This window comes from Halobacillus sp. K22, from assembly GCF_052246795.1.
Taxonomy (GTDB): domain Bacteria; phylum Bacillota; class Bacilli; order Bacillales; family Halobacillaceae; genus Halobacillus.
The window spans coordinates 80,284-104,240 of record NZ_JBQQCN010000004.1 but is presented as its reverse complement, the minus strand read 5'-3'; the positions used below and the strand labels follow the sequence as shown (position 1 = coordinate 104,240).

The window sequence follows — 23,957 nt, the reverse complement described above, 5'->3', positions numbered from 1 at the left end:
TTCTGATAGTCTTGTAGTTAGTGAAATAAACACTTCGTTTTTGGAATCATTTAGAGGAGGCATTAACTGCATGAAAAAGAAAATTTTCTCAGTAGCAGCTACGGTAGCATTAACAGGTGCATTCGCAACTTCTGTGAGTGCTGAAGAATATACAATTGATAAAGGCGACACGCTTTGGGGCATTTCAAAAAAATATGATGTATCGGTAAATCAACTTAAATCATGGAATGATCTGAATTCAAACTTAATTCACCCTAACCAACAGCTTACGGTATCGAAAGAGTCCAGTTCTTCTTCATCTGAAAAAAGCAGTAACGGTGATACTTACACAGTTAAGTCCGGTGATACACTATATAAAATTTCTAAGAAATACGGAATTAGTGTAGATGAGCTTATGGATTGGAACAATCTGGATTCAACTCTAATTCACCCGGGAGATAAATTTAAAGTGAATGGACAAGCTTCTTCTGAGGCTGAAGTTGTAGCTAGTTCTTCCAATAATGATGATTCCTCAAGTAATGAATCAGCTTCTGAATCGAAATCAGAAGAATCTGAGGATACAAGCAGTGACGTAGTGAAAGAATTTACAGCAGAAGCTACAGCGTACACAGCATACTGCACTGGCTGCAGTGGCGTTACAGCTACAGGTGTAGATCTTCGTGCAAACCCTGACCGTAAAGTTATCGCGGTGGATCCTGATGTCATTCCACTAGGATCTAAGGTGTATGTAGAAGGTTACGGTGAAGCAATTGCAGCAGATACAGGTGGAGCTATTAATGGCAACCGCATTGATGTCTTTATCCCAGAGCGTGAAGATGCTCTTGATTTCGGAAGACAGTCTGTGCAAGTTAAAGTTCTAAGTGAATAATAAAAGCGTTCTCCCCCTTTGAAATTGCTATTATTCCATAAACAAGCCCATTTCTGTTTCGGTACAGAGATGGGCTTTTATATATTTAACGTAAGGCATAATGGTAGATATAACATGTTAGTTATATAGGAAAAGTTTTATTATGCTCGATGGATTACCTCAAATGCTGTCATCAAATGTTTAAAAGCTCAGTTAATATCTAACAGAACCTTTCTTGTAAAAGAAAGGTTTTTTTAATGGGAAACAAACAGCGAGCGAAATCGAATTTAAACACAGTAGAAAAAACGGCAAACCAGCCTATGTATCATAACTCATATGGACTAGCTCCTTAATTTAAGACCTTATTTAAAAAAGCTCTTAGACATATGGAAAAGAGATGCTGCTAACGAGTAGGAAGAGTTTACTTCTTATAATTGAATATCACGCAAAACCCTAATAACTGACGCGGTAGTGGGAAGTGGTGGATAGTTCATGACTTAATTGATAGACTTGTTAAGAATCATTTATTGGAAGGAGTGCTGAAATTGAAAGCAATTGTACATGAACAAAAAGCTGGAATCGAAGGGTTAAAAGTTAAAGAAATGGAAGAACGGGACCTGGGAGAAAATGATGTAAAAGTAAAGGTACATACAGCCGGGTTGAATAGACGTGATCTGGCTGTCGTTACTAAAAGACACCAGCCGGAGGATCCTGCGTTAATTCCAGGCTCCGATGCCGCAGGTACCATTGTAGAAGTAGGAGAGAAAGTAAGAAGATTCCAAATAGGAGACGAAGTTGTAGTTAATCCTGGTTTAGGCTGGCAGAAAAACAGTTCGGCACCTCCAGAAGGATTTGAGATTGTAGGCCTTCCTGATCACGGAACGTTTGCACAGTTTTATACCTGTGACGAGAATCATTTTGAGGCTAAACCCCCTCACTTAAGCTTTGAAGAAGCTGGAGTATTATCTCTTGCTGCTTTAACGGCTTATCGAGCTTTATTCACTCGAGGCAATTTACAAAAAGATCAAACCGTTATGCTACCTGGAATCGGCAGCGGTGTGCTTACATTTGCCTTGAAATACGCCAAAGCTACTGGAGCTCGAGTTATAGTTACTTCTCGTTCTGAAGATAAACTTCAAGAGGCTTTAACATTAGGAGCAGATCGAGCCATTCATACAGAAGCCGATTGGAATGAAGAACTACGTAACGAGTCTATTGATTTATTAATTGAAAGTATTGGGAAAGCTACATTCGATAAATCTTTGAATATTATACGAAAAGGAGGAACCATTGTAACGTTCGGGGCTACCACAGAAGATCAAATTCAAATAAATATTCGTAAATTTTTCTATGGGCAGTATAATTTGCTAGGCTCTACGATGGGCAGTGCAGAAGAGCTGAGGGAGATGCTCCAATTTATTGATAAACACAACATAAAACCTCAACTCGATCGTGTGTTTTCATTAGACGAGTACGAAAAAGCCTTTGAATATTTGAGAGATACGCAAAACTTTGGAAAAATAGGAATTTCATTCAATTAAGAACAAACGGTTCCATCTCAAATTAACTGTTCTTACTTCAAACTTAGTAGCAACTCCGAATTCAATATAAAAATAATCAATAAAAACCGAACGAATGTGCGTAATAGTAGACAAACCGTCCACTCTTTATTGTAAAATGGAGGAAGAAGCTTATACATAAGGAGTGGATAAGGATGTCTCATAAAAATAATCCCAAGCGATTCGCTTTAAACATGAGTGCCGCTCAATTTACTAAGTTTTATATTATGCACTTACTTCAAATCCATCAGCCGATGATTAGTGAACATTTTAAAACGGAGTTTAAAAAATTAACAAAAAACTGGATACCTGCCCCTTCTACATTATTGGATACTCTTCACGAGATGACGGAAGAAGGGTTTCTATACCGACGTGAAGATTACAAGTCTCATGAAAAGAAAAGACAAAAAGTGTACTGGTATTACCTGACTGATAAAGGAAAAGAAGAATTTGATATTTTAAAGAAAAGGTACAAACTCTTATTTGAGGAACAGTTACAAATCTTACAACAAATCATGAAAGATGTATATAAGTAAGTTCTTCTTAACTGTCGCTCATTTGAAAGGAAGATCATCATGAAGCTCAGTGTTTTAGATCAGAGTCCTATTTCCAAAGGGGAAACAGCCAGTGAAGCTCTCCAGCATTCTATTGAGCTAGCCAGGTTTACAGAGGATTTAGGCTACTTTCGCTACTGGGTTGCTGAGCACCATAGCACAAATGGTCTGGCAAGTTCTTCGCCTGAGATACTAATTGGTCAAATCGCTCAGGCTACTAATACTATACGTGTAGGATCAGGAGGCGTTTTGCTTCCGCAGTATAGCCCGTTGAAAGTGGCAGAGAATTTTAGAATGCTCGAAAATTTCCATCCCGGCAGGATTGATTTAGGTCTGGGTAGATCCCCGGGCGGAGGAAAGAAAACGAGATTGGCTCTGACGGATGGTATTGAGAAACCGTTAAGTTCTTTTTCGCGGCAGGTGAAAGAACTCCAAAAGTTCTTATTTCATTCTATGGAAAAGGGAGATTCCTATTTTGGTGTAACGGCGCGCCCCGATAGTTCATATCAGCCAGAAGTCTGGATCCTGGGCTTAACGGAACGAGGAGCAAAGCATGCGGCTCTACATGGAACGGGTTTTACTTTCGGTCATTTTATAAATCCTGATCATGCCGCCGGGACCCTGGAGACCTATCGTGAAAAATTTAAGCCTTCCTTAGCTCGCAGACAACCCGAGGCAAATGCTTGCGTATTTGTTGTCTGTGCAGATACAGAAGAAGAAGCTGAAGAGATCGCTAAAAGTCAGGATATGTGGCTTTTACAAGTTGAAAAAGGCCTTGAGACAAGAGTTCCTTCTCTGGAAGAAGTGAATCAATACAGTTTCACAGAAATCGAAAAGGAAAAAATACGCAATAATCGACGAAGATGCATCATTGGCGATCCCGTAAGTGTAGTGGATCAATTACAAAGGCTTGCTCATGAGTACCGTATTGATGAATTTTTATTAATTACCAATATTATTGATTTTGCTAAAAAGAAACATTCTTATTATCTGGTTGCTAATGAATTAATGAAAAGGTCCAGGTCGTAAGAGAGAATAAACAAAACCATTCCATTCACCCATACCACCCTTCATCCTTTTGCATATATAAGTAGGGAAAGGGGGAATTAATGTGAGTAGAGGATATGGTGGAGGCTTTGCGCTAATCGTCGTGTTGTTTATTCTCCTTATTATCGTAGGAGCTTCATGGTTGTATTAATAGATGAAAGTGTGGCAGCTGCCACACTTTTTCTATGGATTTCTGGTGTACTAGTTCTAATCAAATGAACTAAAGTTTAAGTTATCAAGATCTTTGTTTTAAAAATTTTTCATCTAGGCTATAATGGGGTACATTACGTCACAAAGGAGCGAACAATACCCATGGATCAATCCCTTATTGGAACGATACAGAGCTGTACAGTATCAAAAAAAATAACCAATGGATTTATATTAAAATTCAAAGACACAGAAATACTGCTGCCCGATGAAGCAGTTCATCAGGAAATCGATTTGGAGCAGTCTATAAAGGTATTTCTATACACAAATAAAAAAGGACAGGCTGTAGCAAGCATGACTATTCCGGAAGTAAGCCGTGATTCCTATGGATGGGCAGAAGTAGAAGAAGTTGTGCCTAATATGGGTGTATTCGTAAATATCGGCTTAGAGGATAAAGAAATATTAGTTTCAACAGATGACCTTCCATTACTTAAATCAGTATGGCCAGTTAAAGGCGACTTTTTATTCGTCAGCTTAGAATTAGACAAAAAAGGACGGCTTCTGGCTGAACCCATTACAGAACAGGAAGTATGGGACGATTTAGAGCCGGCGCCCACTTCTATTCTAAATACTGAGACTCAAGGCAGAGTCTACCGCTCAACAAAAGCTGGGTCATCGGTATTAACAGAAGAAGGGTATCGAGGGTTTATCCATCCGAATGAACGAAAAGAGGAACCGAGGTTAGGGGAAACAGTGGTTGCAAGGGTTATTGATGTAAAAGACGATGGGTCAATTAACTTATCTTTACGTCCAGTTAAGAAAGAAAGCAGAAAAGAAGACGCTGAGGTCATTCTCGATTACCTGAGGGAAAATGATGGCATCGTCTATTTAGATGACAACAGCGATCCTGAGAAGATACGTGATACTTTTCAAATCAGCAAATCAGCATTTAAACGAGCTGTGGGCAAATTAATGAAGGAAAATCAAGTAGAACAGAAAAATGGATCCACGAAACTACTCAATAGTTCCGATTAATACTTAGTAGCAACTCCGAACTTATAAACAAAAACTAATCAACAAATATTAAAACCGCCAAACGTTAAACTGTTGGCGGTTTTAATATTTAATCTTCGTAATTTACTACGGTTCCATCCTGATAGGTTACTTCTAACTTAAATTCCTTATAAGGAGCTTCAAGTCCAAGAACTGTAAGGACTTCATTGATTACCTCATCCTCAGGGGTGTCCTGATCAAAACTCATCTCTCTAAGCTGAGGTGCAAGCTGATTAAAAGCTTCTACACCTGTAACCTTCTGCCGATCAAAATCGTCAATACGTGCTTCTTTTCTATTTTCTAAATTAATATAATCAATGTGGTAAGACAGTCGATCTACATAATCAACTTCCAGCTCAAACCTATTAAAGTTAAAGGGCCGCTCCTCATTAATTTGCTGGTAAGAGATACTTTCTGGCGATGGTTCATTTTGTGTTTGTTCACCGGATTGGTTATTTGCATTGTTACATCCCGTTGTTAATAAGAGCAACAGGAACAAGGTTAGACTCAGTAATTTCATTAAAATCACTCCATTCTTTTGTTATCCATAGGATTACCAAAAAATTCGTTTTTCATAATCTATATCCAAGCACAATAGTTAGCTGAAGAGATTACTCATGTTATGATTAATATATAGTCATTCCTCTAAGACTATTAAAGGGAGGATCAACCCATGAAGAAGAAATCTTTATATGGGATGCTGTTTATATTAATCGGGGCAATAATTACAGTCCCGGTAGCAAATGGACACTTATCTGGAGAAGAAAAACATCAGAACAAAGAGGAAGGTGATCTTACCGTGACTATGTATAACGGAGAGACTGTCACTTATTCTAAGAAAGAATTAAAAGACATGCTAACGTCAGTTCAATATAAGGTTACTCAAAAAGATGGTACGGAAAGAGCTTTTGAAAATAAATATTGGGATAATACAGATGAAGGAATTTATGTAGATATCATTTCTAAGGAACCGTTGTTCAGTTCCGTAGATAAATATAAATCCGGGACTGGATGGCCAAGTTTTACTCAGCCACTTTCGGAAGAAAATATTGTAACTAAAAAAGATCCAGGTATTTTTGGTTCACGAACCGAGGTTAGAAGTAAGGGAGCAGATTCGCATCTTGGTCATGTATTTAAAGATGGACCTCAACCAACGGGACTAAGGTACTGCATGAATTCTGCAGCGCTGGAATTCATTCCTAAAGAAGAAATGGCTGAACGCGGCTATGAAAAATATTTAGATGAATTTGAAGAATAAACTAAGAAAGAAGCAGGAGATTCCTGCTTCTTTTTTTATATGATAATGAGAACCATTATCATTGACTTCCTAGTAAATTTTCTCTATACTGACTACTGAATTGATAATGATAATCTTTATCAATTCAATAGTCAGTAATACATACCATTGCTGAATTAATTAAATTAGAAAGGTAGGATAGGCTTTATGAAAAAACTTAGTATTTTAGGATTAATTTTATTCTTGGGAATCCTTGCGGCATGCAGTAATGATTCCAATCAATCCAATGGGGACGAAGGAGGGGCCGCTTCTTCCTCAGAGTCTGAATCAAATGAGGAAACTAATACAGGCTCTACCACATTTGAAGATGGAGTAGGTGAGATGACTATAGATGGCGTTCCTAAAAAAGTAGTAGTGTTAGAATGGACCTATGTGGAGCACTTATTGCCATTAGGTATTGAACCTGTCGGGGTAGCAGATCTGGAAGGCTATAATAAATGGGTGAATGTAGGGGAGCCTCTAAGTGACTCGGTAACAGATGTGGGTACGAGATCAGAGCCTAACTTTGAAGCCATCTCCCGGTTGGATCCTGATTTAATTATTGGAGCTAAATATCGACATGAAAGTTTTAAAGATCAATTGGAAAGTATTGCTCCTACCGCCTTATTCGCTCCATATTCCGAAGAGGGAGCAGAAGATCAATACCAGCATTTATTAAATGAGTTTAATACTATAGCCAAAGTATTCAATGAAGAGGAAAAAGCTGAAAAATATATTAAACAGATGGAAGAAACTTTTCAAGAACAGGGAGAACGTATTCAAGAGGCTGGATATGAAAACCTGAATGCTGTGGTTGCTCAAGCTTTTACATCACAAAACACGCCTACAATGAGGTTGTTTACCAATAACTCTGTCATCGCTGGAGTTCTGAATAAAATGAATGCAAGTAATGCGATTAAAACCGATGAACCAGAAGTTTATGGTTTTATCTCAACAAATGTTGAAGCTTTACAGAATTATCAAGACTCCCATTTCTTCTATTTAGTCCAAAATGACGATCCAATATTTGATAACCTGGAGGACAACCCGGCATGGACAAATCTTAATTTTGTGGAAGAGAATCAGACTTATAAGCTGCCGGGAGATATGGGAACTTTTGCAGGACCACTATCAGCCGAAAGATTTTCTAAGGAAATAGCCAATGCACTATTAGAAAAATAATGTTCGTAAGGAAAGACCACTTTTACTGCCAAAGTGGTCTTTCCATTTAACCAGATTTTTTTCCTGCATTTATCATAATTATACTATACTAACAGAAGAGGAGATTTTTTATATGAAGTTCAAAGGGTTTTCGGCTTCACAAATTAGAATTGCGAGACCAACAGATCAACTAACTGAAATTATGACTTTTTATGAAGAAGGAATAGGATTACCAAAACTAACTCAATTTTCCAACCATGCCGGATATGATGGAGTAATTTTTGGGCTGCCAGATAGCCAGTATCACTTAGAGTTCACTACTCATGCAGAGGGAAGCCCCTGTCCCGCTCCTACTAAAGACAATTTATTGGTGCTATACATAGAAGAAAAAGATGAAATCCAAACCATAATAAACCGCTTAGCTAATCAAGGATTCTTTCCGGTAGAACCAGAGAATCCTTATTGGGAAGAAAGAGGCACAACTATTGAAGATCCGGATGGATGGCGCCTGGTACTTATGAATACTAAGGGAATATGAGAGGAAGAAATTTATGCTTAACTTAAACGTAATGTTACAGAAAGATTTCGGTGAACTAATGAAAATAGAAGTTCAAAACTATGCAGATGAAAAGGTTAAAGCTGGAACCTGGACAAAAGAAGAATCTTTGCAAAAATCAAAAGAAGCTTTTCAACAGCTTTTACCTGATGGGCTTCAGACGACTCATCACTTTTTGTTATCTTTAAGCAGCCCCGAGACGAATGAGGTAGTAGGTTATTTCTGGTACCACTTTGATAAAAGTCACCCTCAAAAAGAGGCTTTCATTTATAACTTTTTAATCTTTGAACCTTACAGAGGACAAGGCTTTGGGCAAAGAGCCTTAGAATCCTTAGAAAAGCATGTTAAACACCAGGGCGTTAAAAAACTCTCCCTCCACGTTTTTGCGCATAATAAACGGGCCATACATCTTTATCAACAAGCTATGTACGAGGTTACAGATATAAATATGTCTAAGTTCATTGGATAAATGGTTGACATCACAAGTGAGAATGATTATCATTTGTGGTAGAATAGAAAATAATTTAACTGTAGGTGAAACCATGGACCAAAATAAAAGTGAATTAGCCAGAATTATTCGTGAGCGCCGCTCAGTAAAGAGTGGTTATTTAGCTAAAGAAGTTCCTGAATCATTAATTATAGAGCTCTTAGATGACGCTCGTTGGGCACCAACGCACGGATTAAGAGAACCCTGGCGTTTTATATTTATTCCGACGGGAGAAAAAGATCATTTTGTGGAGGATATCGTGCAGACTTTTCCGCGGGACAGACAGGAAAATAGAAGAAATTATTTTAGCCAGCCGGCAGCTTTTTTAATTGCTGTAATGGATGAAGACCCCCGTCAAAAACAGTGGGAAGAAAATTTTGGAGCGATCAGCTCTCTTATACAAAATTTTCAGTTGTTAGCATGGGAAAGAGAATTAGGAGTAGTTTGGAAAACGAACCCTCAAATTCATGAACCTAAGGTCCGTGAAATGCTTGGTGTGCAGCCTGGCGAGAAAATAGTCGGCTTTCTCCATCTAGGTTTCTTTGATCAAGTGCCAAAAACTAAAGATAGAACTCCAATAGAAGAAAGAATTACCGTATATAAAAAGAAATAATGATAAAACCTCCTTTAGACAGGAGGTTTTTTTAATCCATTGACTGACTTTGATTAATCAGGGTTTTCAGATCTTGGTCACACTGGTTACTTTTTTATTGAAGGAGAAGTCTCTAATTGGAAACAGCGTAGAGCCTCGAGGCATAGGACGAAGTCTTATTAGAGGGGTGGAGGCATTATGATAGACTCATAGCACGGTTGGTTTTATGATAATAGATAAGATATTTATAAAGGAGATTCTCAATGAATTTTGTAGCGCTTGATTTTGAGACAGCCAACTCCTCTCGAGGAAGTGTCTGTTCGATCGGTTTAGTAGAGTATGAAAACAATGAAGTAAAACATGAATATTATCGTTTGGTTAAACCTAGAAAAAATTATTTTTCCCCGAAAAATATAAGCATTCACGGCATAACAAAAAATGATATAGCCGATGCTTATGAGTTCGATATTTTATGGAAAAATGAAATCCAACCAATGGTTGAAGGGAAGTTTCTAGTGGCGCATAATGCTCAGTTCGATATGGGAGTGCTTCGTGCAGTTCTGGATGAATATCGTCTACCATATCCACTGCTTGCTTATAACTGCACCTTAAACATTTCAAAGAAAACATGGGAACTCCCACGTTATAATCTTAAGTCTGTTTCAAACCATATTGGTTTTCGTTTTAATCATCACCATGCACTTGAGGATGCCCAGGCCGCTGCTCATATCTTAATTAAGGCTTGCGAAGAGTTAAAGGCTGAAAATACAAAAGACCTGGTTGAGAAGACACAAACCACTAACGGCATGATGTATGATCAGCAATATGAACCTGCACGATTGAATAAGAAACAGAAAGCAAAAAAACCTGAAAGTATAAATTATGTGGCAGCAAGCAGAGAAATTGACCACAGTCATCCTTTTTATGGTGCTTCCTTTGCGTTTACAGGAAGGTTAACAGCTATGAATCGAGAGAAGGCTGTTCAAACAGTTGCTAATCTTGGAGGATATACCTATTCGACAGTAGAGAGCACAACTAATTATTTAATTGTAGGAAGCAAAACCTACGATCAATATTTAAATGGAAAGAAAAACAGTAAGCTAGAGCGTACAGAAACGCTATTAAGTCAGGGACATTCCATAGAAATTCTTCCTGAAAATGACTTCCTGAATTATTTGTAAGGTTTACCGTGTATCGGTTTTTATAAGTTTTTTGCTACACAGTTCAAATACCTTTTATCCTTTAATAAGATTGGGTGAATGGCTATGGAGTGTTCTGACAGTCGTCCCAAATTTATACCTGCTCCATAATAATAAGACTGCCATACAATTTTTGTACAATATTGTTCATGATCACTATAGCCGAGCGGTGTGAACACTTTATAAGCAGCTTTCGGATAATTAGTATAAAGATGGTCAAGGTATGCGCAGGCTTTCATGCCGCTTTGGGGATCTTTAGCAGAAAAAATAGTAATCGATCGGAATTTATCAAAATAACGTTTGATCGGGTCTTTTATCAACCCTGAAGGAATAGAGTGAATGACCTCTCTGCGGGAATTTACTATACCAACGTGGCCCGCATATTTCGATTCACTTTTTCCGATGGGAGTAAATAATAGATCCCCTGGGGTTATGATTATATTTGTACCTGGATACGTAAGAGATATCGTATTATCATTTGATGGTGCTTGAGCTTTTCTTGGCTTTACTGCATAGGCTGCTACACCTGCAAAAACGGCTAAGAGAATTGAATATAGGCGTTTTTTCATAACTTTTCCTTTCTAGTCATAGATATATTTACATTCATGATATCACATAAATAGTTTGATTTGATTAGGAAGAAAGGTATTTTATATTGGGAGGGTCCCAGGATGAGATCAGAAGAAGAGATGATGGAACTGATTCTTTCAGTTGCTGAAACAGAACCTCATATTAGAGGGATAATCATGAACGGCTCAAGAGTCAATCCGAATGTTACACCTGATTCATTTCAAGACTATGATATTGTCTACGTGGTCACTGAGTTGACTTCCTTTATTGCAGATCATTCCTGGGTAGACGTTTTTGGTAAAAGACTCATCATGCAGATGCCGGATGAGATGCAATTGTATTCCATTGATCAAGAACCAAAGCAAAAATTCACCTACTTAATGCAGTTTATGGATGGAAACCGCATAGATCTTACGTTATATCAAAGAAATCACCTTCCTGAGAATCAAGATAGTTTAAGCGTTGTTTTACTGGATAAAGACAACAATCTGCCAGCTTTACGAGAACCTGATGACAGTGATTATCTAGTTAAAAAACCATCTCTTTATGATATTGAAAACTGTACCAATGAATTTTGGTGGGTAAGCACGTATGTAGCAAAAGGACTTGCCCGGCTTCAGCTTCCCTATGCCAAAGAAATGATGGAAGGTCCAGTAAGAGAGATGCTTAAACGCATGATCAGCTGGTACATTGGTGCAAAAAATAACTTCCAAGTAAATGTCGGCAGTGCCGGGAAATATTTCGAATATTTTTTAGAAGATCATATTTGGCAGGATTATAAAAGAACATACGCAGATGGGGAGTACTTGAACAATTGGAAGGCTTTATTCCAAATGGGTGAATTATTTATAACTTTATCAAGAGAACTTACTTCCCAACTGAATTATCCCCAAGCAGATTCAGAGGGAATTCACGTTTTTGAATACTTAAAATATTTACATAAGAGCTCAGCCGATCAGCAGGATTCATATTAATCAATCGGATCTTCTGCTTTCCCGTACCGGATAACGTCATACACAGCCAATCCATCACTTGGTTTCCCGTCGTCATCACGGTAAGGGAATAATGAAAAGAAAATAAAGTAAACTGAGAAATAAGAGTATTGATAGAAAAACAAAGCCGGGGGCAATACATCTGCAAAGATAAGGTAATTAATAGCGAGAATTACCATCATGTTAAAGATACTTCCTGCTAAATATATAGACACGTGCGCCCAAGTTTTATTATAGGTTAGATCTTTATACTGGCACCAGCCTTCCATGAAATATTTCTTTTTGACTTCTAATTTTCCAATGTTGAAAATGGTCTTCCCAGTACCTATACAGAAATGAATTTTTCCTCCGAACAAACGGGCCACCCACACGTGTCCTGCTTCATGTACGAGAGTAACGACAGGTAAGATAAAAAAGAAATTTATAAAGAACATCGGTAAATCACTTAAAGTAAACAATTTCAAAACCTCCATATTCTAACATCTATATAAGACTCGGTTATAATAAGGCACAAGGCAGAGCTTACCCCAATTTCTTAAATAAAAACTATTTTCAACCGAAAACAGCTAGAAATAGGAAATATATCACCGGTTATTTTTTAAATATAGAATCATTTTTCAAAAAAAGCTTATAATTCAGTATTTTTGAAATGGATAATGAATTATTTATTATATAGAAAAGGTAAATTCGGGTTAGTTTGTTGTATATCCTGCAGAAGAAATGCAGGCGGAATGCTAAATTTGCGGGTTGGGAACAAACGTTCTGTTTTAACGTGCAAAAGTCATCCTTATTTAAAGGATGGCTTTTTTGCTTCATTTATTTATCTCATAAATAGCCCCAGCTGTTTAAAGAAGCTTGAATGAGAAGACTGCAGAACGAGTGAATCGGCCATAAATATAGGAAAAATATATTTAGAAGCAAAAAGGAAAGTATTTTGCACTAACAGTGCAGGAGCTGCTAAAAGCCTAATTATATTTAAGCATTCCCATGAGGTTAACTGCTCAAGAGAAAGTAGTGAATTTAGCTTTAGAATATAATAAAATGCTAAAATCACGGGATAGAAACAAATGTTCGTTTAAAGTGTGATTGGTGAATGTATTGAAGAGTATTCAAGATCCATAAACAATTAAGTAAAAAGTAGTTCAGAAGAAATATGGAAGGAATATTAGAGGAACGTGAATATATACGATCTTAGCATGAAATGATTTCTTAACATGAATCCTAAAGTTAGATCATTAAGGAATAAGGATTAGTTGATCCAGGATTCTTATTGATGAACTGAAAATTACTTAACATTTTAGCGGGTGGAGTAGGTCTTAAATGAAATTATACGCTTGTTGATTAATTTAAAATTCTAGTTTACATAATATATATTATAGGAAGTAAATGAAATGAGTTTAATTATATCTCATAATTCAAGTTTACTTATGATAGTGAGACAGAAGAAAAATTTCACCGTAGAACTTAACATCTTTAGTTTAAGATCAATTATCTGGTATCTATACTGCTTGTTATCAGTCAGTTTAAATCAAAATAATATCTAAATTAAAATTTTATATTATGACTCACGGTTTTATTACTCATCAGCTTTAGACTCTCTCTAAACGATTATTATCTAAATAATTATTCTTTGTCCGTTACTTTATATTCATTCCAGCCATGCCTTCAGTAGCTCGTCTTTTTATATACTCAGTTTGCGTTTTATTTGTCTATCCAATAATATATATTCTCTGGAACCTTTTATCGCTGAATTATTTTTTAGTTGTCAGTCAAATGTCTTTGCTCCAAACTTCTTTGTTGCTAAATGTTTATTGTATTTTGTTTTTTATTTTAATTTCGGAGTTGCTACTAAGTTTTAAGTCAAATTGCCTCGTATAATTCTTCTCTATTAATGATCTCTGTTGATGAATTAAGTGGTATTTATGAACCGGTTGGCCAAACCATTAGATTAGACTTCACTCTCTTTAAGATTGTCTGGATCCTAGTTCAGAAAACATGTACTTATACTTATATGCTTCGCCCTCTAACGCTGCTGTTTGCCTTTGTTTTTCTATTAGATGTGTTGTTTGTTTTTTGTTTTTATAATCGGAGTTTCTACTAAGTTTTAAGTAGAAATGTTAAAATTCACATCTCTTTTTAATTAATTCGTTATAAAGAACATTTAATGTAAGTTGGTTTTCGTTTCTATTTCGGAGTTGCTACTAAGTAATTTGTAGTAATAACTCTCCAATTTATTGGAAATTGCCCGCTCAAATGAAAAGTCACAGAGTACTTACTCTGTGACTTTAACCTTTGATTTTTTAGTTGAGTATTCTTCGTTTTCTCCAAATACTCGTAAAGTTTCATGGTAATAATCCAGTATCTGTTCAGAAGGTTTTTGCCAACTGTGTTTTTCTGCTTCGGCTCTTGCGTTTTTACATAAGTACTTATAAAGTACTTCGTCTTCCAGACGGTTAATCGCATCGATCATACTCCCGGTATTCTCATTTTCAAACAGAATGCCTGTTTTACCGTCTTCCACCTGTTCCATCGTAGGGCCGCTTTTTGCAGCAATAACCGGCAGACCTGAAGCCATGGATTCTAAGATGACGAGTCCTAAAGTTTCCGTTACAGAAGGAAAAATCAGAGCGTCAGATGAAGAAAATGCTTCTCTTAGTTCTTCCCCATGTAACAGACCAGTAAAGACAGTATTGGTACCCTCAAATGTGTACTCAAGCTCATCCTTAACGGGGCCATCCCCAACTATAGCTAATGAAAGGTCATCTCTTTGGTCAAGTAATGGTCTGATCTTATGAATTTCTTTTTCAGGAGCTAAACGCCCCACAAACACAAGTAGTTTATTTTCAGGTTTCCCACCGGATAAACGCTCACGCATCTCTTGAGTCTTATACTTAGGATGGTAGTGGTCTACTGCAACGCCACGGTCCCATACATTAACATTATGGAAATTCTTATGATCCAGCTCTTTCTTAATAGCATTAGATGTACATAAGTTCACGTGCGCATAATTATGAAGTTTACGGAAATACCACCATACCAGAGGCTTGAAAAGATATAGTCGATAGAAATCCAGATACTTAGGCACATGCGTATGATAGGAAGCAATCAGTGGGTAATTGAGCTTATTTGCGTAATATACACCTGACACACCAACGATTGCCGGGTTTACTACATGGACAAGATCTGGATTATGTTTTTGCAGTAAGTCTTTTACCTTACGCTGAGGTAAGGAGAACTCTTTCGAACGATAAAAAGGTAATTTTGTTGCTTTAACCCCTTCTACAATCGCACCTTCATACTCCTTCACACCAAGGTCTGGAGCTATGACGACCACTTGATGTTCTTGACTTCGCAGGTATTTGATGGCTTCCTTCAGTCTGGTTACCACTCCATCTGTTGATGGGAGGAATGTTTCAGTAATGATGGCGATTTTCAAAGTGGAAAACTCCTTACTTCCAAGTGATTGATGGTAATACGTTCTCGACGATAATACGGTCTTTGTGTTCAACTGCTGTACGCAGAATATCACGAATGACGTCATCTGTTAATAAATGAGGCTCTAAACCAAGATCACGAAGCTTTGTGTTAACCGCATTATAGTAATGGTCTTCATTCTCAATTCGTGGATTCTCAATTTTCTTAACTTGTGTATCCAATCCTTCTTCGTGTGCAATTTTTTGTACACGCTCAGCTAATTCCTGTACAGAAAACCATTCAGTAAACTGATTAAATACTCGGAATTCACCGTTGTCAGCTGGATTTTCTGCAGCGATTTCTACACAACGAACGGTATCTTCAATATTAAGGAAAGCTCTCGTTTGACCTCCAGAACCATAAACCGTAATGTCATGACCAATGGCTGCCTGATTAGCAAAACGATTCAGGGCTGTACCAAATACTCCATCATAATCCACGCGGTTTACTAGCATTGGATCAAGTTTTGTTTCTTCTGTATGTAGTCCATACACGATACCCTGATTAAGGTCTGTCGCACGGATACCCCAGATCTTACAAGCAAACATAATATTGTGACTGTCATGCACTTTGGAAAGATGATAGAAGGAACCAGGCTGTTTAGGGTATGGAAGTGTGTCTTTTCTGCCTTTGTGCTCAATCTCTATATATCCTTCTTCAATATCAATATTTGGAGTTCCGTATTCACCCATCGTACCTAGTTTAATTAAATGGCATTCTGGAGCAAATTCTTTAATTGCATATAATACGTTCAAGTTTCCAATAACATTATTGGTTTGCGTATAAGCAGCGTGCTCACGATCAATCATGGAATAAGGAGCCGAACGCTGTTCAGCGAAGTGAACGAATGCTTCTGGCTTTACTTGGCGGAACACTTCTCTTAAGAAATCATAGTGATTCAAATCGCCAATAAATGTACGGATTGCATTCCCTGTTACTTCTTTCCACTTAGCTACTCGGTCTTCTAATGATGCTATGGGAGTTACTGAATTGGAATGAAGCTCATCATCAATTTTTCTGCGTGCTAAATTATCAACAATTGTTACATCGTGTCCTTGTTTGGATAGGTATAATGCCGTTGGCCAACCGCAAAAACCGTCTCCTCCTGCTACAATAATTCTCATAATCTACCTCCTAGTTACATCTAGCCTTCTCGTATTCCCATTATAGAATAACATTCTTTTCATAATGAATGGTAATGTTTTAATCCCTGTTCTTGCGCCCTATTCTACAATAGAAATGAATATCTTCGATTTTGACTTTACCATTAATTCTAGTTTGAAACAATTAATTAATTGTTAAAGTAGCTCGAATGACGTCGATATTTTAATCATTTGGCAACTCTCGTCCAAATTAAGGAAATAAATTATAATAAGTTGGGTTTTTACAAATTTAAACACATGAATAAGGCCTCGAATCTTTGAAGGTTATTATAGCCATATTTTTGGAAAATACTCCTTATTTGAATGAAGTATTTGCACCAGGACTCAACCTTGTGAAAAAAGTACAATCGTTCATTATAGGCTCAATCTCCGGTATAATAGAAGTGTGAGATATTTCAGAACATTAAACTGGGGGCGGAAATTTAATGAGTACATATGAAAAAGCTTGGGTTCCATCGGAAAGTCAAATCAGAGCTACACGACTTTTTCAATGGATGCAAAAACTAGGATACGACAACTATGATGTATTCCACAAAAAATCAATTGAAGATATTGAATGGTTCTGGGATGAAGCCTTGAAAGAACTAGGAATAGAATGGAATCAATCATATGAAAAAACCGTGGATTTATCTAGTGGAATAGCTTATCCAAAGTGGTTTACTGGAGGAAAGATGAATGTAGTTCACAACGCTCTTGATAAATGGGCAATGGATGACACAAAAAAACATGCCGTTGCCCTCTACTGGGAGGGTGATAATGGAGACACGATTCAATATACTTATAAGGAGTTATACCAGGAAGTAAATCGTGTCGCAAATGGACTAAATAAACTGGGGATTGGTGAAGGAGATATTATTACTCTTTATATGCCTATGATCCCGGAGACTCTCATATCAATGCTTGCTGTTTCAAAAATTGGCGCTGTATTCTCCCCTGCCTTTTCAGGCTATAAAGCAGATGCAGTTGCTACCAGAATTCAAGCTGCCCGTTCCAAAGCTCTCATTACAGCAGATGGCTTCTATAGAAGAGGAAAGACCATACCTATGAAGATGGAAGCAGATCTCGCCTGTGATCTATGTCCTTCTTTAGAACATGTAATTGTGGTCGAGCGCGCTTCCTGTGAAATTGAATGGAATGAATATCGGGATACTCAATGGTCTCGTTTGCTCGGAAATGAAACCGTTTACAAAACGAAGAGCATGGAAGCAGATGACCCTTTTATGATTATCTATACATCCGGTACAACAGGCAGACCAAAAGGGGCTGTGCATACACACTCAGGCTTCCCCACTAAGGCAGCTTTTGACGCTGGAGTGTGCATGGATGTCACAAAAGATGATACGCTCTTTTGGTACACAGATATGGGGTGGATGATGGGTCCCTTCCTCATTTATGGCGGCCTGGTTAACGGTTCCTCTATCGTCATGTTCGAAGGAACTCCGGATTTTCCGAACCCTGATCGTTTATGGAGTTTAGTTGAAAAATATAAAGTGACCCATTTGGGTATCTCACCTACCCTTGTGCGGTCCATGATGAAGCATGGGGAAGAATGGATTAAGAAACATAACTTAAGTTCTCTTAAACTAATAGGCTCCACAGGAGAACCTTGGAATCCTGAGCCATGGTACTGGCTGTTCAAGCATGCAGGCAACTCGAACGTTCCCATCTTTAACTATTCAGGCGGCACCGAAATCTCTGGCGGAATCCTTGGTAATGTGCTTGTAAAGCCTATTCAGCCGGTTACATTCAATGCTGCTCTACCTGGTATGGACGCAGATGTTTATGATGAATCAGGGGGCTCTCTCAAGAATCAAGTAGGAGAATTAGTAATACGAAAACCCTGGGTAGGAATGACAAATGGTTTCTATAATGAAAATAAACGATATGAAGAAACCTATTGGAACCGCTTTAAAGATACTTGGGTTCATGGTGACTGGGTCATTCTGGATGATGAAGGATTTTATACGATAACTGGCCGCTCCGATGATGTCCTTAACGTAGCTGGTAAAAGGCTTGGTCCTGCAGAAGTGGAATCTGTGCTGGTTGAACATCCTTCCATTACAGAGGCCGGGGTGATCGGCGTTCCTCATGAAGTCAAAGGTGAAGAAGCAGTAGCATTTGCTGTTCTTAATCCTAATATAGAAGGATCAGAGGAACTAATAAACGAACTTAAAAGCCATTTAGTTGAAAAGTTAGGAAAGGCTCTGGCACCTAAAAAAGTTTACATTGTGGACGATCTGCCTAAGACTAGAAATGCAAAAGTTATGAGAAGAGCGATTAAATCTGCTTATTTAAATAACCCAGCAGGTGATTTGAGTGCTCTTGAGAATCCAAGCACCATCGAACAGATACAAATGATTGGTAAAAAATCCACTCCATCTACCTAAATAAAAACCTCTCCTGATCAATTAGATCAGGAGAGGTTTCTTTATACAGGATAGACTCCGTGTTTTCTTTCCGTGAAAGTGACATCTTTATTTTGGTAAGCTTCATATCGATTGGAAAGTTCTTGTCGCAGACGGTCTGGCTGAATAATATCATCAATAACCAGTTCAGAGGCTAAGCGATAAATATCGATATTTTCTTTATACTCTTCCTGTTTTTCTTTAATAAACGCAGGCCTTTCTTCCTCAGGAAGTTCAGCAATCTTGTTGGCGTAAACCGCGTTTACAGCCGCTTCAGGACCCATAACAGCAATTTGCGCTGTAGGAAGTGCTATACAGGCATCCGGCTCAAACGCTGGACCTGCCATAGCATAGAGACCAGCTCCGTAGGCTTTTCTTACAATAACAGAGATCTTAGGAACTGTTGCTTCACTCATGGCTGATAACATCTTAGCTCCGTGGCGAATTATCCCTGCACGTTCCACCTTCGTTCCAATCATGAATCCGGGAATATCTACTAAGAATAATAGAGGGATATTAAAGGCATCACAAAGCTGAATAAACTTGGCTGACTTATCGGCCGAGTCTGGAAAAAGCACCCCGCCTTTCGCCCTGGGCTGGTTAGCAATGATACCGATGACACGGCCATCAATTCTGGATAAACCGGTGATGAGTTCCGGAGCAAACTTCTTCTTTATTTCACAAAATGAATCTTCGTCAATAATACGGTCAATTAACTGGTACATATCAAAAGGTGCGTTTTGGTTTTCTGGAATCAATTCTTCTATGGATTTTTCAAATGCAACAGGATCAATACTTTCCTTTTTAGGCGGTGATTTGCGGTAATTAGAAGGGAAATAGCTCATATATTTCCGTGCGAATGATATAGCTTCCTTCTCATCCTTAGCCAGTACGTCCCCACATCCTGAAACGGAGCAATGCATCTTTGCGCCTCCCATTTCTTCAAGGGAAACTTTCTCTCCAATAACTTTCTCTGCCATTCTCGGTGACCCCAGATACATCGAAGCATTCCCATCGACCATAACAACAATGTCGCAAAAAGCAGGTATGTAAGCTCCACCAGCGGCTGAAGGTCCAAATAATAAACAAACTTGAGGCACCCGTCCTGACAATTTTATCTGATTATGAAAAATGCGGCCTGCTCCCCTTCGATTGGGGAACATATCCACTTGGTCAGTGATTCTTGCTCCAGCCGAGTCTACAAGGTAAAGCATTGGCAGCTGCAGCTTCATAGCTGTCTCTTGAATTCGAATAATTTTTTCGACCGTGCGTGCTCCCCAGGACCCTGCTTTAACAGTCGAATCATTGGCCATGACACAAACCTGTTCTCCATTAATTTTCCCTATGCCTGTGACCACTCCATCAGCAGGAAGTTTATCATCCTGGTTATTCGCAAAGAAGGCATCTTCTATATTTAAATCATCATCGAATAATAACTGAAGCCGCTCTCGTACAAACATTTTCCCTTTTTCTGCGTTTTTTGCATGATACTTCTCGGCTCCACCTGAGGAAATATGCTTTCTTTTTTCTTCTAACGTCTGATTCTTCGCCATCTTTTCCCCTCCTTACTTTCCTTTATAAGCTGGTTTCCTTTTCTCTTTGAATGCTTTTAGTCCTTCGAGACGATCTTCTGTATGAATCGTCCTTTGATAACATTCCTGTTCAATTTGAAGCCCTGCCGATAATTCCTTATCGTATCCCTCATGTATAGCTTTTTTAGCCTGCTTTAGAGCAATAGGCGCATTACGGGCAATGGAAAAAGCGATATCCTTTGCTTCTTCTAACAGCAATTGAGGCTCATACACGTATTCGGCAAGTCCAATCGCAAGTGCCCGCTGAGCTTCGACAGGACGGGCTGTGTATATCATGGCTTTTGCTTTACCTAATCCTATTAACCGGCTGAGTCGCTGGGTACCTCCCGCTCCAGGAATAATCCCCAGTGAGGTTTCAGTGAGTCCTACTCTTGCTGAATTACTCATAATTCGCAAATCACAAGCTAAAGCAAGCTCAAGCCCTCCTCCAAAAGCAACCCCATTAATTACGGCGATCGTAGGCACTGATATTTGTTCAATCAACCGTATCGTATCCCCGATTTTTTCAACCGTTTGGATGACTTCTTCTTCGGACATCCCTGCCCGTTCCTTTAAGTCAGCTCCGGCACAAAACACTTTCGTTCCGCTTCCTGTAATCAGAACCGCCCGTACGTCAGGACGATCATTTATTTCTTCTACTTTAACTGCTAACTGATCCAGTAGTTCCCCGGAAAGCGCATTTGCCGCTTCTGGTCGATTTAATGTGAGTATTACTACATGTTCATTTACTTCATTCAATGTGACAAGTTCACTCATCCCAAATCCTCCTTTCTTACCTGGATCTTTCTATTTGCATCAGGTGACTGGCAAGCGGTTTATTCAATTTATCTTGAATATAGGAAGCTGCCTGTGTAAGTTTTTCTTCATTAATTCCTGTACTTATATTCATTTGATGCAGCATGTGAACAAGATCCTCAGTTGCCAGATTTCCAGAAGCGCCTTTTGCATAAGGGCAGCCCCCAAGACCACCGAGAGAACTGTCAAACGTGGTAATTCCATGGTTTAAAGACACCAGGACATTTGCAAGCGCCATGCCTCTCGTATTATGAAAATGCATAGCTATATTTTTAAAAGATAACTGCTTTTGTATTTCACTTAACGTCTCGTCCACTTGCTTTGGGTTCGCAACCCCGATGGTATCTCCTAAAGAAAGCTCGTCTATTCCCATAGCAAGCATATGTTTGCTGACGTTAATCACCTGGGCAGCCGGAATATCCCCTTCATACGGACATCCAAACACAGTCGATAAATAGCCGCGGACCGTTTTTCCGGCGCCCTTTGCTTCTTGAACCACTTCCCGCAGGACAGGATACGTTTCTTCAATCGACTTGTTTATATTTTTTTTATTATGACTTTCACTAGCTGACATGAACACAGACACTTCATCTACGTTGGTTTCAAGCGCAGCCTCAAGTCCTTTCATATTGGGAACTAATGCTGCGTATGTTATGTCAGGATTCCGGTTAATGGATGCAGCCACTTGTTTCGCATCCTTTAACTGGGGAATCCATTTAGGGTGAACGAATGAACTGAATTCGATATAGGAATAACCGGCTTCTGATAGTTGATTTATCCAGGAAATTTTCTCTTCAGTCGGGACTTCCTTGGACTCATTCTGTAGTCCATCACGAGGACCAACTTCTTTGATCGTCACTTCTTTTGGTAACTCCAGCATAATATCCGCTCCTGTTATTCAATAATGGCAATAACGTCGCCTTCATTTACGAAATCACCTTCGCTGACCTTCAGTTCTTTTACACTTCCAGCCGCTTCAGAAGAGATTGGGATTTCCATTTTCATAGATTCTAAAATCGCAATGTCCTGTCCTTCACTAACGTCTTCGCCTTGCTGCACGACTAATTTCCATACACTGCCTGCCATTGATGCTTTTACTTCATTCATCATCCATCTCTCCTTATTGGTTTGTTAATGTCGGTAAGTAATAATCTTGGATAAAAGTTGTTTTTGTATTTCCGTTTTTAAATTGATCATGGGTTATAATTCGTTTTAACATGGTCAAATTCGATTTAATTCCTTCAATTTCATATTCATGAATAGCCTTTGCCATTCGTTCGATTGCTTGCTCTCTTGTCTCAGCATGTACGACCAGCTTTGCGATCATAGGGTCGTAAAAAGGGGTCACCTTTGAATTTCCATGTACGGCTAATTCATGGCGGATGCCTTCACCTTCTGGCAATTCCAGTTTTGTCAGCTGTCCCGGAGAAGGATAAAAGGTATTCGGATCCTCTGCATAAATACGAACTTCAATCGCGTGACCTTGAATTGAAAGGTCTTCCTGTTTAAGAGAAAGAACCTCATTTGAAGCGACTCTAAGCTGTTGCTCTACCAAATCTACCCCCGTAATTTCTTCTGTTACCGGGTGCTCAACCTGGAGACGTGTATTCATCTCAAGAAAATAGTAGTTTTCTTGTTCATCCACTAAAAATTCAATAGTTCCTGCATTGGAGTAACCTAGTCTTTCTACAGCTTTTAAAGCACTTTCTCCCATTTGGCGTCGTGTTTCCTCAGAAAGTACCGGTGAAGGGGCTTCTTCCACCACTTTTTGGTGTCGCCTTTGAATTGAACATTCCCTTTCAAACAAGTGCACAGCATTGCCATGATGGTCAGCAAGCACTTGCATCTCAATATGCCTTGGATTTTCAATTAGTTTTTCAATAAACATTTTTCCATCTCCGAAAAATGTCTGCGCGCGCTTGGAATTCCCTTCAAAGGCTTTTTCAAGCTCTTCATCAGAGTAGACCGCCTGCATTCCTATGCCGCCTCCACCTGCTGCCGCTTTTAGCATAACTGGATAACCAAATGATTGAGCGATGGATAAGGCAGCCTCTGCTGATACTACCGCTTCATCGGTTCCAGGTACAATCGGTACCCCGGCCTGGCTCATCTCATGACGGGCCGCAATCTTATCTCCCATCTTGGCAATTACTTCTGGTTTTGGTCCTATAAATACAAGTCCTGCATTGGTTACTTTCTCAGCAAACTCAGCACTCTCACTAAGGAGCCCGTACCCCGGATGTATAGCCTCAGCACCAGATTCTCTGGCAGCTTTCAAAATTTTATCGATGTTTAAATAAGATTCGTTTACCCTTGGTTTACCTATTAAGTAACTTTCGTCTGCTTCTTTTACATAGGGGGCCTCTTGATCGGCCTCTGAATAAACTGCCACGGTGCTTATATTCATCTGTTTACACGTACGGATGACACGAGCAGCAATTTCACCCCGATTTGCAATGAGTATCTTTGTAAACACAATTATCCACCC

25 protein-coding genes are annotated in these 23,957 nt (G+C 38.7%); 14 read left to right on the top strand and 11 right to left on the bottom strand.

Annotated features, from left to right (window positions below; translation table 11 throughout):
* Positions 1–70: 70 nt before the first annotated feature.
* Positions 71–868 (top strand): LysM peptidoglycan-binding domain-containing protein, encoded by a 798-nt coding sequence (locus ACTWPM_RS04910; protein WP_443131949.1) that lies wholly within the window; start codon positions 71–73, stop codon positions 866–868.
* 524 nt (positions 869–1,392) lie between these two features.
* The gene (locus ACTWPM_RS04905; protein WP_443131948.1) at positions 1,393–2,388 is read left to right on the top strand and encodes a zinc-dependent alcohol dehydrogenase family protein; all 996 of its coding nucleotides are present in this window, start codon (positions 1,393–1,395) and stop codon (positions 2,386–2,388) included.
* On the opposite strand, the gene ACTWPM_RS04900 is transcribed toward ACTWPM_RS04905, so the two are convergent.
* Positions 2,377–2,502 (bottom strand): hypothetical protein, encoded by a 126-nt coding sequence (locus ACTWPM_RS04900; protein ID WP_443131947.1) that lies wholly within the window; start codon positions 2,500–2,502, stop codon positions 2,377–2,379. The two genes, ACTWPM_RS04905 and ACTWPM_RS04900, sit on opposite strands and share 12 nt — an antisense overlap.
* A 59-nt stretch (positions 2,503–2,561) precedes the next feature.
* Here ACTWPM_RS04900 and ACTWPM_RS04895 point away from each other — a divergent pair, with 59 nt between their 5' ends.
* The 4 genes from ACTWPM_RS04895 (at position 2,562) to ACTWPM_RS04880 (ending at position 5,189) form a co-directional block, all read left to right on the top strand.
* Positions 2,562–2,942: a helix-turn-helix transcriptional regulator gene (locus tag ACTWPM_RS04895; protein ID WP_443131946.1), complete on the top strand. Its 381-nt coding sequence runs from the start codon at positions 2,562–2,564 to the stop codon at positions 2,940–2,942.
* 39 nt (positions 2,943–2,981) lie between these two features.
* Positions 2,982–3,989, top strand: a complete 1,008-nt coding sequence (locus tag ACTWPM_RS04890) for an LLM class flavin-dependent oxidoreductase (protein ID WP_443131945.1) — start codon at positions 2,982–2,984, stop codon at positions 3,987–3,989.
* Between the two features lie 82 nt (positions 3,990–4,071).
* Positions 4,072–4,158 (top strand): YjcZ family sporulation protein, encoded by an 87-nt coding sequence (locus ACTWPM_RS04885; protein ID WP_443132034.1) that lies wholly within the window; start codon positions 4,072–4,074, stop codon positions 4,156–4,158.
* Between the two features lie 161 nt (positions 4,159–4,319).
* Positions 4,320–5,189: a CvfB family protein gene (locus tag ACTWPM_RS04880; protein WP_443131944.1), complete on the top strand. Its 870-nt coding sequence runs from the start codon at positions 4,320–4,322 to the stop codon at positions 5,187–5,189.
* An 88-nt stretch (positions 5,190–5,277) separates the two neighbouring features.
* Here ACTWPM_RS04880 and ACTWPM_RS04875 read toward each other — a convergent pair whose 3' ends face one another.
* Positions 5,278–5,727, bottom strand: a complete 450-nt coding sequence (locus ACTWPM_RS04875) for a YusW family protein (RefSeq protein ID WP_443131943.1) — start codon at positions 5,725–5,727, stop codon at positions 5,278–5,280.
* A 153-nt stretch (positions 5,728–5,880) separates the two neighbouring features.
* Between ACTWPM_RS04875 and msrB the strand changes: the two genes are divergently transcribed.
* From msrB to ACTWPM_RS04845, 6 genes are all read left to right on the top strand, one after another.
* Positions 5,881–6,465 carry a peptide-methionine (R)-S-oxide reductase MsrB gene (msrB, locus tag ACTWPM_RS04870; RefSeq protein WP_443131942.1) on the top strand — a complete coding sequence of 195 codons (585 nt, stop codon included), beginning with the start codon at positions 5,881–5,883 and terminating at the stop codon, positions 6,463–6,465.
* 186 nt (positions 6,466–6,651) lie between these two features.
* Positions 6,652–7,665, top strand: coding sequence for an ABC transporter substrate-binding protein (locus ACTWPM_RS04865; protein WP_443131941.1), 1,014 nt, complete (start codon positions 6,652–6,654; stop codon positions 7,663–7,665).
* A 112-nt stretch (positions 7,666–7,777) separates the two neighbouring features.
* Positions 7,778–8,182 carry a VOC family protein gene (locus tag ACTWPM_RS04860; protein WP_443131940.1) on the top strand — a complete coding sequence of 135 codons (405 nt, stop codon included), beginning with the start codon at positions 7,778–7,780 and terminating at the stop codon, positions 8,180–8,182.
* A gap of 13 nt (positions 8,183–8,195) precedes the next feature.
* A complete protein-coding gene (locus ACTWPM_RS04855) occupies positions 8,196–8,669 on the top strand; it encodes a GNAT family N-acetyltransferase (protein WP_443131939.1) in 474 nt (157 codons plus the stop codon).
* Between the two features lie 73 nt (positions 8,670–8,742).
* Complete coding sequence (locus tag ACTWPM_RS04850; RefSeq protein WP_443131938.1) at positions 8,743–9,300, top strand: nitroreductase family protein; 558 nt, start codon at positions 8,743–8,745, stop codon at positions 9,298–9,300.
* 242 nt (positions 9,301–9,542) lie between these two features.
* The gene (locus ACTWPM_RS04845; RefSeq protein WP_443131937.1) at positions 9,543–10,460 is read left to right on the top strand and encodes an exonuclease domain-containing protein; all 918 of its coding nucleotides are present in this window, start codon (positions 9,543–9,545) and stop codon (positions 10,458–10,460) included.
* A gap of 20 nt (positions 10,461–10,480) precedes the next feature.
* Here the strand turns inward: ACTWPM_RS04845 and ACTWPM_RS04840 are convergent, their stop codons facing one another.
* Entirely contained in the window at positions 10,481–11,047 is a 567-nt protein-coding gene (locus ACTWPM_RS04840) for a hypothetical protein (RefSeq protein WP_443131936.1), read from the bottom strand.
* 102 nt (positions 11,048–11,149) lie between these two features.
* Here ACTWPM_RS04840 and ACTWPM_RS04835 point away from each other — a divergent pair, with 102 nt between their 5' ends.
* Complete coding sequence (locus ACTWPM_RS04835) at positions 11,150–12,022, top strand: aminoglycoside 6-adenylyltransferase (RefSeq protein WP_443131935.1); 873 nt, start codon at positions 11,150–11,152, stop codon at positions 12,020–12,022.
* Here the strand turns inward: ACTWPM_RS04835 and ACTWPM_RS04830 are convergent.
* The 3 genes from ACTWPM_RS04830 to ACTWPM_RS04820 all read right to left on the bottom strand — a co-directional run bounded on the left by ACTWPM_RS04830 (position 12,019) and on the right by ACTWPM_RS04820 (position 16,638).
* A complete protein-coding gene (locus tag ACTWPM_RS04830) occupies positions 12,019–12,498 on the bottom strand; it encodes a site-2 protease family protein (RefSeq protein WP_443131934.1) in 480 nt (159 codons plus the stop codon). The genes ACTWPM_RS04835 and ACTWPM_RS04830 overlap by 4 nt on opposite strands.
* Positions 12,499–14,312: 1,814 nt before the next feature.
* Positions 14,313–15,476: a glycosyltransferase family 4 protein gene (locus ACTWPM_RS04825; RefSeq protein ID WP_443131933.1), complete on the bottom strand. Its 1,164-nt coding sequence runs from the start codon at positions 15,474–15,476 to the stop codon at positions 14,313–14,315.
* A gap of 13 nt (positions 15,477–15,489) precedes the next feature.
* Positions 15,490–16,638, bottom strand: coding sequence for an NAD-dependent epimerase/dehydratase family protein (locus ACTWPM_RS04820; protein ID WP_443131932.1), 1,149 nt, complete (start codon positions 16,636–16,638; stop codon positions 15,490–15,492).
* Positions 16,639–17,102: 464 nt separating this feature from the next.
* On the opposite strand from ACTWPM_RS04820, the gene ACTWPM_RS04815 reads away from it, so the two are divergent.
* On the top strand, positions 17,103–19,064 hold the full coding sequence (locus tag ACTWPM_RS04815; protein WP_443131931.1) for an AMP-binding protein: 1,962 nt from the start codon (positions 17,103–17,105) through the stop codon (positions 19,062–19,064).
* A gap of 41 nt (positions 19,065–19,105) precedes the next feature.
* Here ACTWPM_RS04815 and ACTWPM_RS04810 read toward each other — a convergent pair whose 3' ends face one another.
* The 5 genes from ACTWPM_RS04810 to ACTWPM_RS04790 are packed head-to-tail and all read right to left on the bottom strand — an operon-like array spanning position 19,106 to position 23,945.
* On the bottom strand, positions 19,106–20,635 hold the full coding sequence (locus tag ACTWPM_RS04810) for an acyl-CoA carboxylase subunit beta (protein ID WP_443131930.1): 1,530 nt from the start codon (positions 20,633–20,635) through the stop codon (positions 19,106–19,108).
* Positions 20,636–20,647: 12 nt separating this feature from the next.
* Positions 20,648–21,430 (bottom strand): enoyl-CoA hydratase, encoded by a 783-nt coding sequence (locus ACTWPM_RS04805; protein WP_443131929.1) that lies wholly within the window; start codon positions 21,428–21,430, stop codon positions 20,648–20,650.
* A gap of 16 nt (positions 21,431–21,446) precedes the next feature.
* On the bottom strand, positions 21,447–22,349 hold the full coding sequence (locus ACTWPM_RS04800; protein WP_443131928.1) for a hydroxymethylglutaryl-CoA lyase: 903 nt from the start codon (positions 22,347–22,349) through the stop codon (positions 21,447–21,449).
* 14 nt (positions 22,350–22,363) lie between these two features.
* Positions 22,364–22,576 carry an acetyl-CoA carboxylase biotin carboxyl carrier protein subunit gene (locus ACTWPM_RS04795; protein WP_443131927.1) on the bottom strand — a complete coding sequence of 71 codons (213 nt, stop codon included), beginning with the start codon at positions 22,574–22,576 and terminating at the stop codon, positions 22,364–22,366.
* Between the two features lie 13 nt (positions 22,577–22,589).
* Positions 22,590–23,945, bottom strand: coding sequence for an acetyl-CoA carboxylase biotin carboxylase subunit (locus tag ACTWPM_RS04790; RefSeq protein ID WP_443131926.1), 1,356 nt, complete (start codon positions 23,943–23,945; stop codon positions 22,590–22,592).
* Between the last annotated feature and the right edge of the window lie 12 nt (positions 23,946–23,957).

Coding starts and splice junctions, on each gene's coding strand:
- ACTWPM_RS04910 (WP_443131949.1), top strand. CDS start 71: ATGAAAAAGAAAATTTTCTCAGTAGCAGCTACGGTAGCATTAACAGGT.
- ACTWPM_RS04895 (WP_443131946.1), top strand. CDS start 2,562: ATGTCTCATAAAAATAATCCCAAGCGATTCGCTTTAAACATGAGTGCC.
- ACTWPM_RS04890 (WP_443131945.1), top strand. CDS start 2,982: ATGAAGCTCAGTGTTTTAGATCAGAGTCCTATTTCCAAAGGGGAAACA.
- ACTWPM_RS04880 (WP_443131944.1), top strand. CDS start 4,320: ATGGATCAATCCCTTATTGGAACGATACAGAGCTGTACAGTATCAAAA.
- ACTWPM_RS04875 (WP_443131943.1), bottom strand. CDS start 5,727: ATGAAATTACTGAGTCTAACCTTGTTCCTGTTGCTCTTATTAACAACG.
- msrB (WP_443131942.1), top strand. CDS start 5,881: ATGAAGAAGAAATCTTTATATGGGATGCTGTTTATATTAATCGGGGCA.
- ACTWPM_RS04865 (WP_443131941.1), top strand. CDS start 6,652: ATGAAAAAACTTAGTATTTTAGGATTAATTTTATTCTTGGGAATCCTT.
- ACTWPM_RS04860 (WP_443131940.1), top strand. CDS start 7,778: ATGAAGTTCAAAGGGTTTTCGGCTTCACAAATTAGAATTGCGAGACCA.
- ACTWPM_RS04855 (WP_443131939.1), top strand. CDS start 8,196: ATGCTTAACTTAAACGTAATGTTACAGAAAGATTTCGGTGAACTAATG.
- ACTWPM_RS04850 (WP_443131938.1), top strand. CDS start 8,743: ATGGACCAAAATAAAAGTGAATTAGCCAGAATTATTCGTGAGCGCCGC.
- ACTWPM_RS04845 (WP_443131937.1), top strand. CDS start 9,543: ATGAATTTTGTAGCGCTTGATTTTGAGACAGCCAACTCCTCTCGAGGA.
- ACTWPM_RS04840 (WP_443131936.1), bottom strand. CDS start 11,047: ATGAAAAAACGCCTATATTCAATTCTCTTAGCCGTTTTTGCAGGTGTA.
- ACTWPM_RS04835 (WP_443131935.1), top strand. CDS start 11,150: ATGAGATCAGAAGAAGAGATGATGGAACTGATTCTTTCAGTTGCTGAA.
- ACTWPM_RS04820 (WP_443131932.1), bottom strand. CDS start 16,638: ATGAGAATTATTGTAGCAGGAGGAGACGGTTTTTGCGGTTGGCCAACG.
- ACTWPM_RS04815 (WP_443131931.1), top strand. CDS start 17,103: ATGAGTACATATGAAAAAGCTTGGGTTCCATCGGAAAGTCAAATCAGA.
- ACTWPM_RS04810 (WP_443131930.1), bottom strand. CDS start 20,635: ATGGCGAAGAATCAGACGTTAGAAGAAAAAAGAAAGCATATTTCCTCA.
- ACTWPM_RS04805 (WP_443131929.1), bottom strand. CDS start 21,430: ATGAGTGAACTTGTCACATTGAATGAAGTAAATGAACATGTAGTAATA.
- ACTWPM_RS04800 (WP_443131928.1), bottom strand. CDS start 22,349: ATGCTGGAGTTACCAAAAGAAGTGACGATCAAAGAAGTTGGTCCTCGT.
- ACTWPM_RS04795 (WP_443131927.1), bottom strand. CDS start 22,576: ATGAATGAAGTAAAAGCATCAATGGCAGGCAGTGTATGGAAATTAGTC.